The sequence below is a fragment of the Actinomycetota bacterium genome (assembly GCA_030017835.1).
Lineage (GTDB): Bacteria > Actinomycetota > Aquicultoria > UBA3085 > Oleimmundimicrobiaceae > Yes70-04.
Genome location: JASEGU010000038.1, coordinates 1 through 5,786, shown reverse-complemented (window position 1 = coordinate 5,786; position 5,786 = coordinate 1). Strand labels below are relative to the sequence as shown.

Genomic DNA, 5,786 nt, shown 5'->3' with positions numbered 1-5,786 from the left:
TGCCTTTATTGCACAACTATTGGTCAAACCAGTACCAGATGTATAGGAATTACCTTAAAAAATAATTATAACAGATGAGAGGGGTCAAAATAAGACCCTAAGCGAGCTTAAGGGAGCGATTTGCTCCTGTTTGGCTCAAGGTCGATACTGCAAAATAAGAAGGGATGGCCCCGACCTCTTCAAAAAAGGGCCATCCCTGAAACTCTCTTCAATGCTCGGGCGCTTTGCGGTGCATGTAGACTACGGTAAGTCCCCTATCCTCCACCTCAAACCCGAACCTAGTATAGTAATCGATCAGTCTATTTAGCTCATCCTCGCCCATCTTGCCTATGGGCCGAGCCGAGAGAAAGACGCTCTTCTTCATGGCATCTGCCAGGTATAAGACGTGTTTGATAAGGAAGGTTCCGATGCCTTGACCGCGATAGTCGGTCGGTACCAGCACTATGTCGATTGAAAAAGCCGTTCCCGATTCGGCAAACTTAAATTGAGCATACTTCCCCTCCCCGAGGAAGTATTTCATCTCTCCGATGATATTTACGTCTTTTGGTTCGTCCTCACGGCAGAACGATGTGGAAGGTCGATCGCCCTGCTCATCATCTTCAATCGATATTCAAGCCAGCTCGGCCAATATCGGCTCGATCAACCTCTTCATCTGCATATCCATCAGGGCCTCGTTGCCCTCATGAGAGACGACTCCGATCAGGTGGAAGTGAACTTTTGCATCGATGCCGGAGCATAACATTATGACATTACCCTTTGGAGTCTCGATGGTCATCTCATTTGCATAGTCGAGACCAATTTTGCTGGAAGCTTCGTGAGCGGAGCGGAAGATATCATTAAAGGTTGCTCCAACGAGGGCTAGATCGAAAGCGACATCAGAAGAGTCATTGGCCAGCATCTCTCCGGTAAAACTCATGATACCCGAAGCCATATAGCCCTTAATATCCTTAAGACTTGCAAGATGATCCTCTAAAGACATTTTGCCTCCCTTGTAACATTATTGATAAAGAATTTATGAAACCAGAGTGAAGCCAGAAAACAACTTAAATTCCTTAAGGCCGCCCCCTTCCCTTCAACTCATAGAATTTTTAAAGACTAGCCAACCCTGACTCTTGGCTGACATAATTATACGCCACTTTTATTATTTCGACGGAGCTCTGACGAAATCCTTTTAAAGTCAGCACCCATAATATTTCGTTGGTTATAAGCAGGATAATCTCATTGTTTCCCGACGTTGTCAAGTTGAAGAGCAACCAAACGCCTAAGCGAATGAAGGCTATACCTATCGAATTGAAAGATTGGACAAAGGAGAGACGTGACAACAGCCTCTCTTTCGCCCCTCAAAATGACCGCCAATTGGTGAGTCCGGTTTGATCGCCTAAGTCTTACGGTTTAAGTTCAAAACCGACCTAACCTTTACCGAGATAAGGCTGGCCGCGGCCGCCTTGATTAGATCTAGGGGGATGAAGGGGAGAGCCCCTCCGATTATGGCCTTCTTTAAACCCATTTTTGTAATGAGAGCGAGCCAGGCCGTCCCAAGCGCATATATGACCAAGATGCCGATGAGAAAGAAGAGAAAGGTTAAAGCGATGTTTGGCCCCTCACCCCCCTCCATTAAGAGACCGACGACTGCGGCGGCCAGCACGAATCCGAAGAGATAGCCTCCGGTCGGCCCAAATATCACCCCAAAACCAGAACTTCCTCCCGAAAAGACGGGCAGGCCGACCGCCCCAAGCAAAACATAGATGATTTGGCTCAAAGCGCCAAATTTTGCTCCAAGGATCGCTCCGGCCAGAAGAACGAAGAATACTTGCAAGGTTAGGGGAACGGGGGTGAAGGGGAGGGGCACCCTTATTAGGGCGCCAACGGCCGTAAGCGCGGCAAATAAGGCTGTCATGATCATGGATCTGGTCTCTATCTTCATGGCTCAACTCCTTTTGTTAACCAAAATTTTTAAAAGGTTAACATATGCCAGCTCCACCCGCAAGCTTTTGCTGTAACAGTATTTTATCGGCGTCAAGTAATTTAGCGATTGGTGGAGTCTTACATGATTGTAGATATGGTTCCACTCATCAGCTAGACCATTCAGCTCTTCCACGGTATGGCCCTCTTTGAAGTTCCAGAGTTCGTTTTCGCTGGTCTGGATGGCCCTCTCCACCCTCGAGTTTTGTTTGGGACAGTTGGGATCAGAGAAGTAATGAGGGATAGCCTCTTTTTCAAGTTCTTTATCGAAGCACTTCAAGAAATCGGCTCCGTTATCGGTTTGAACATTTAAAATGGGGAAGGGGAGAAAAGCCTTTAGATCCGCAAAGAAGAGTTTTGAGGATTTTGAGGAGGAACCGGCATGGGCTCGAATGAACTTTATCCTGGTCTTTGAATCGATGGCCGTAAGCTGGTAGAAAGTCTTGCCCGGAAAGGTCAGATGCGTAGGCGTGCGATGTAGGGGAGGGAGAGAGCTTGATCCCATGCTCCCTTTCCAAGATGACCGCCAGCTTGTATTTGCTCCAAGCGGGATAGGTCTTCCTCAAAGAGACGACCAAGAAGATTTGCTCCAATGGTATATTCGAGCGGCGAAACGTCTTGGGTCTCTTTGAGCGTTCTTCTAGTCCGGCTAAGCCCTTTGCCCTGTAGCGGCCCCCTGCCACTTGTAGAAGGTGGTTTGACTGATGCCGAAGTAACGGCAAGTCTTTCTAGCATTACCGCATTTCAAATGGTAGTCGATCCACCTGAGCCTCATCTTTGCCTTTTTGGAAAGGAAGACGATCCCTTCCAGCCTTTTCTGATGAGGAAGCCTGGTTGTATAGACCGACAAAGAAGTAGCAGTTGACCCCTTTATGGACACCTCCTTTGTTATTCCTCCATATTATATCGAGGTGTCCACCATGTGTCTGAACCTAGGCAAGCCCGCCAAATTGAAGGGCAAAGCCGACGGCATAGTAAGAGAGAGTTCCGACCGCAAATATGACGAAGTTGGTCATGGCCATGTGGGCTGCGTTCTTGGAACGACAGAAACCCGTCTCGACAAGCATGAATCCCGCCTGCATGAAAAAGATTAAGACCACGCCGAAGAACTCACCGTCTCTCGTGATCTCAAATCCATCGAACTTCAGGTAATCGTTCAGGTAGACAACCGCCTCTTCGGGTGGCTTCTCGAACTCCAACCATTCTCGGGGGTCCAGAATCGACCGGATAAGTGCCGGAAGGTGCTCCGTGCCGTTGATCGATCGAATCTTCTCTTCGGCATAGCACCAACGCGACGGAAAGCCTTGGCCGTAGACGTCGTTCGCTCCGAACTCGTTGAACAGCCGTACGAGCACCGGGCCACTCTTGTATGGCGAGATCTGCGAGTCACCCGTAACGATCTTCGCGAGGGCCGACACGCTACGCTCTGAGATCTTCACGCGAGTCCTCTCTCATGACCAGCTAACGGTTTGCGTTACCTGCGTGAGGGCGGGCGTGGACTCTGCTTGGGAGCAGAAAAAACTCGAAGCCAGAAAAAAGCATATAAATCGCGCAGAGTCCCACTTGTCGGCTGCACGCTGTGTTGGGCAGGCATTCTCCTACTTTTTACGTTTTTATCCTTCAGAACACGCAAGTAGATTCTTTGACTAACCAAATGGGTCTTGCGAGAATTTGCTCTTTGCGTTCTCTGCGGAGGAGAAGAAGTCATCAAAGTACTTGTCAAATTCATTGCCACTCCACTGGTCAGTTTTTGATCTTACTTGCAATTCACTGATGGCGCGTTTTGCAGTATCTGCCAATTTGGTAATTTCTTCCTTTGCGGTGTCTCTTTCTGCTTCGGCTTTTTCTTCTGCTTCCTGTTTCTTTTTCTCCTCATTTCGAAATCCAAGTACCGAAAGATAACTTGTCCACGTGGCGCCAATCAAAATTGGCTTGGCGATATTGCTGATTTGCCCTTCAAGCCCCTCAACAGAAATGAGGTCTGAGAGCAGACCTGCAAACACAGCACCCAGCACGATGTAGACTATAAAACCCAAGACGCGGTGAACAATTTGTGCTTTGCGTATTTTTGTATCCAAAGATTTGCGACTACCTTCTAGATCTGAAATGCGGTCGTCGAGTTCCTTTGTCAACCTATCGAATTGGTTATCATCCAATTCTTTTGACTCGTATTTGTCGGAAAGTTCTTTTCGTTTGAGGTTAGCATTCTTAATTTCCTCTCTCACACGACTCAATTCAGTTTCATCTTCTGAATAGTCATAGAGAGCCCGAAATGGAGGAACTGGGTCCTCACTGCGAGCATAAATGGTAACCAGAGCACCAATTGCCCCCAGAATCCAAAGCCAAATTGCGTCCATTTTTGTCTCCTTTCTTGAAATAGTAATGGATTGTTGATTTTCCTTTCGGATATTTCTTGACTGCCTGCCCAACGAGACCGAGCTGAGCAGCGGGGCAGCCCATGTAGCGGGTACAACGGGAGAAGACCGAGAACTTTGCCCAGCCAACCTCGCAAGCCGCCGTGATAGCCCCGTCCGCTCCAGCGAGAGGTTAGGCGCGCTCCTTCACTGACAGTGGACTGCGCCTCCCTCTCGGCCTGATCTTCCTCAATTGCACGGAGACGAGCTTGCATCAGACACGATCAAGGAGCTTTCGGCTGTGCATCCGATGGCCTCCACTATCATTGCACTAGACCATTCGCCTCCCGAAACAGCTCCGCATACTCTGGATTGGAAAACTCCAGCACCGTCACACTCGGCTCCTTGCTCTTGCGCATCTTGACGCCTGGCCTAGACAACTTGGAGCAAAAGATCAAGCGCAGCGGCAGAAGGAGCAACCAGATGACCGCGTAGACGATACCCCCCATGATCATACCTGCACCCCCAGCCAAAAGCCAGGTCTGTACTCTAAGGAGTTCCAGCCAACCTTCCCTAACGCCACTTCCGATCAGGGCAAGAAGTGCTCCGACTGCTCCGATGATCACGGCGACCATGAATGTGCCATCCTTCCAGCCGCTGAGACGTTGCACTTTGGCGTGACAGTTGTCACAGTAGGGAGTACGCTTGCCTTCAATGGTCTGGGAGTCTTCCTTCGTAGCCGCGCCAAGGCACAGAACACAAGCCTGTGGCCAAACCAAAGCTCTGCCAGTACCGACTCTAACTATGCTCTTGCTCATTCTCCCTCACCTCCAACCAAACCCTCTTACCGCTGCGCGCCTAACGGCCCGCGCTTCACCTGCGCCGCCGAAGCGCAGCGGAGGCGGCGTCGGGTGCAAGCGCGGGTTATACGGCATTGCCGCACCCGATGTAGCGCTCTAACTGAGGATGAGTCGTTTGATCTCTCCCGTCTCTGTCACAACCCGGACCATGCCCAGCCGTCTAAGTAGCGGGAAGATCCCACTCAACACCAACGATGGAACCCACGATACAAAGTTGTGCAAGATATTGAGTATTCCGCTCATCATAAAGGCCAGACCCACCCAGATGAATGGAGCGTAGGGTTGGAGCATCGTTTCCATGCCCACCCAAGATTGCTCGAATTCCTGCTTGGCTTTCTCCAGTGCGGCGGCCTTCTCCTCCGGCCTCCTTTATCTTGGCCCGGCGCTCTCCGTCGGCGTTGGTCTCGACGGCCTCGGCAAAGCCCTTATACATGGCCGAGCCGCTCGACGATCCCCCGCTCGGTCGGGCGGACTATCCTGATGCCCGGGATGAAAATGAGAAAGTATCAAGTCCCGCTTGATGTGATTGGGTTAAAGGAAGAACCTCGCTAAGAGTATGGACTGATGGGACATCAAAAATCAGTCTCTTCTTTTTAAATTGCAAGCGTCA

Annotated in this window: 9 protein-coding genes; all 9 read right to left on the bottom strand. The window is 50.0% G+C overall.

What is annotated here, in order from left to right; genetic code table 11:
* Window positions 1–208: 208 nt before the first annotated feature.
* The gene (locus QMD53_06675; protein MDI6800328.1) at window positions 209–604 is read right to left on the bottom strand and encodes a GNAT family N-acetyltransferase; all 396 of its coding nucleotides are present in this window, start codon (window positions 602–604) and stop codon (window positions 209–211) included.
* A 6-nt stretch (window positions 605–610) separates the two neighbouring features.
* Complete coding sequence (locus QMD53_06670) at window positions 611–979, bottom strand: hypothetical protein (GenBank protein MDI6800327.1); 369 nt, start codon at window positions 977–979, stop codon at window positions 611–613.
* A 399-nt stretch (window positions 980–1,378) separates the two neighbouring features.
* Window positions 1,379–1,924 (bottom strand): biotin transporter BioY, encoded by a 546-nt coding sequence (locus QMD53_06665; GenBank protein ID MDI6800326.1) that lies wholly within the window; start codon window positions 1,922–1,924, stop codon window positions 1,379–1,381.
* A 3-nt stretch (window positions 1,925–1,927) separates the two neighbouring features.
* Window positions 1,928–2,467 carry an integrase core domain-containing protein gene (locus tag QMD53_06660; GenBank protein ID MDI6800325.1) on the bottom strand — a complete coding sequence of 180 codons (540 nt, stop codon included), beginning with the start codon at window positions 2,465–2,467 and terminating at the stop codon, window positions 1,928–1,930.
* 144 nt (window positions 2,468–2,611) lie between these two features.
* Window positions 2,612–2,812, bottom strand: coding sequence for a helix-turn-helix domain-containing protein (locus tag QMD53_06655; protein ID MDI6800324.1), 201 nt, complete (start codon window positions 2,810–2,812; stop codon window positions 2,612–2,614).
* An 82-nt stretch (window positions 2,813–2,894) separates the two neighbouring features.
* Entirely contained in the window at window positions 2,895–3,317 is a 423-nt protein-coding gene (locus QMD53_06650; protein MDI6800323.1) for a hypothetical protein, read from the bottom strand.
* Window positions 3,318–3,608: 291 nt separating this feature from the next.
* The gene (locus tag QMD53_06645) at window positions 3,609–4,319 is read right to left on the bottom strand and encodes a hypothetical protein (GenBank protein MDI6800322.1); all 711 of its coding nucleotides are present in this window, start codon (window positions 4,317–4,319) and stop codon (window positions 3,609–3,611) included.
* Window positions 4,320–4,639: 320 nt separating this feature from the next.
* Window positions 4,640–4,987, bottom strand: coding sequence for a hypothetical protein (locus QMD53_06640; GenBank protein MDI6800321.1), 348 nt, complete (start codon window positions 4,985–4,987; stop codon window positions 4,640–4,642).
* Window positions 4,988–5,336: 349 nt separating this feature from the next.
* Entirely contained in the window at window positions 5,337–5,609 is a 273-nt protein-coding gene (locus tag QMD53_06635) for a hypothetical protein (GenBank protein ID MDI6800320.1), read from the bottom strand.
* Window positions 5,610–5,786 lie beyond the last annotated feature (177 nt).

What these genes read in the sequence shown, in the direction of transcription:
- QMD53_06645 (MDI6800322.1), bottom strand. Translation starts at nt 4,319, where the DNA reads ATGGACGCAATTTGGCTTTGGATTCTGGGGGCAATTGGTGCTCTGGTT.
- QMD53_06635 (MDI6800320.1), bottom strand. Translation starts at nt 5,609, where the DNA reads ATGTATAAGGGCTTTGCCGAGGCCGTCGAGACCAACGCCGACGGAGAG.
- QMD53_06660 (MDI6800325.1), bottom strand. Translation starts at nt 2,467, where the DNA reads ATGGGATCAAGCTCTCTCCCTCCCCTACATCGCACGCCTACGCATCTG.
- QMD53_06665 (MDI6800326.1), bottom strand. Translation starts at nt 1,924, where the DNA reads ATGAAGATAGAGACCAGATCCATGATCATGACAGCCTTATTTGCCGCG.
- QMD53_06670 (MDI6800327.1), bottom strand. Translation starts at nt 979, where the DNA reads ATGTCTTTAGAGGATCATCTTGCAAGTCTTAAGGATATTAAGGGCTAT.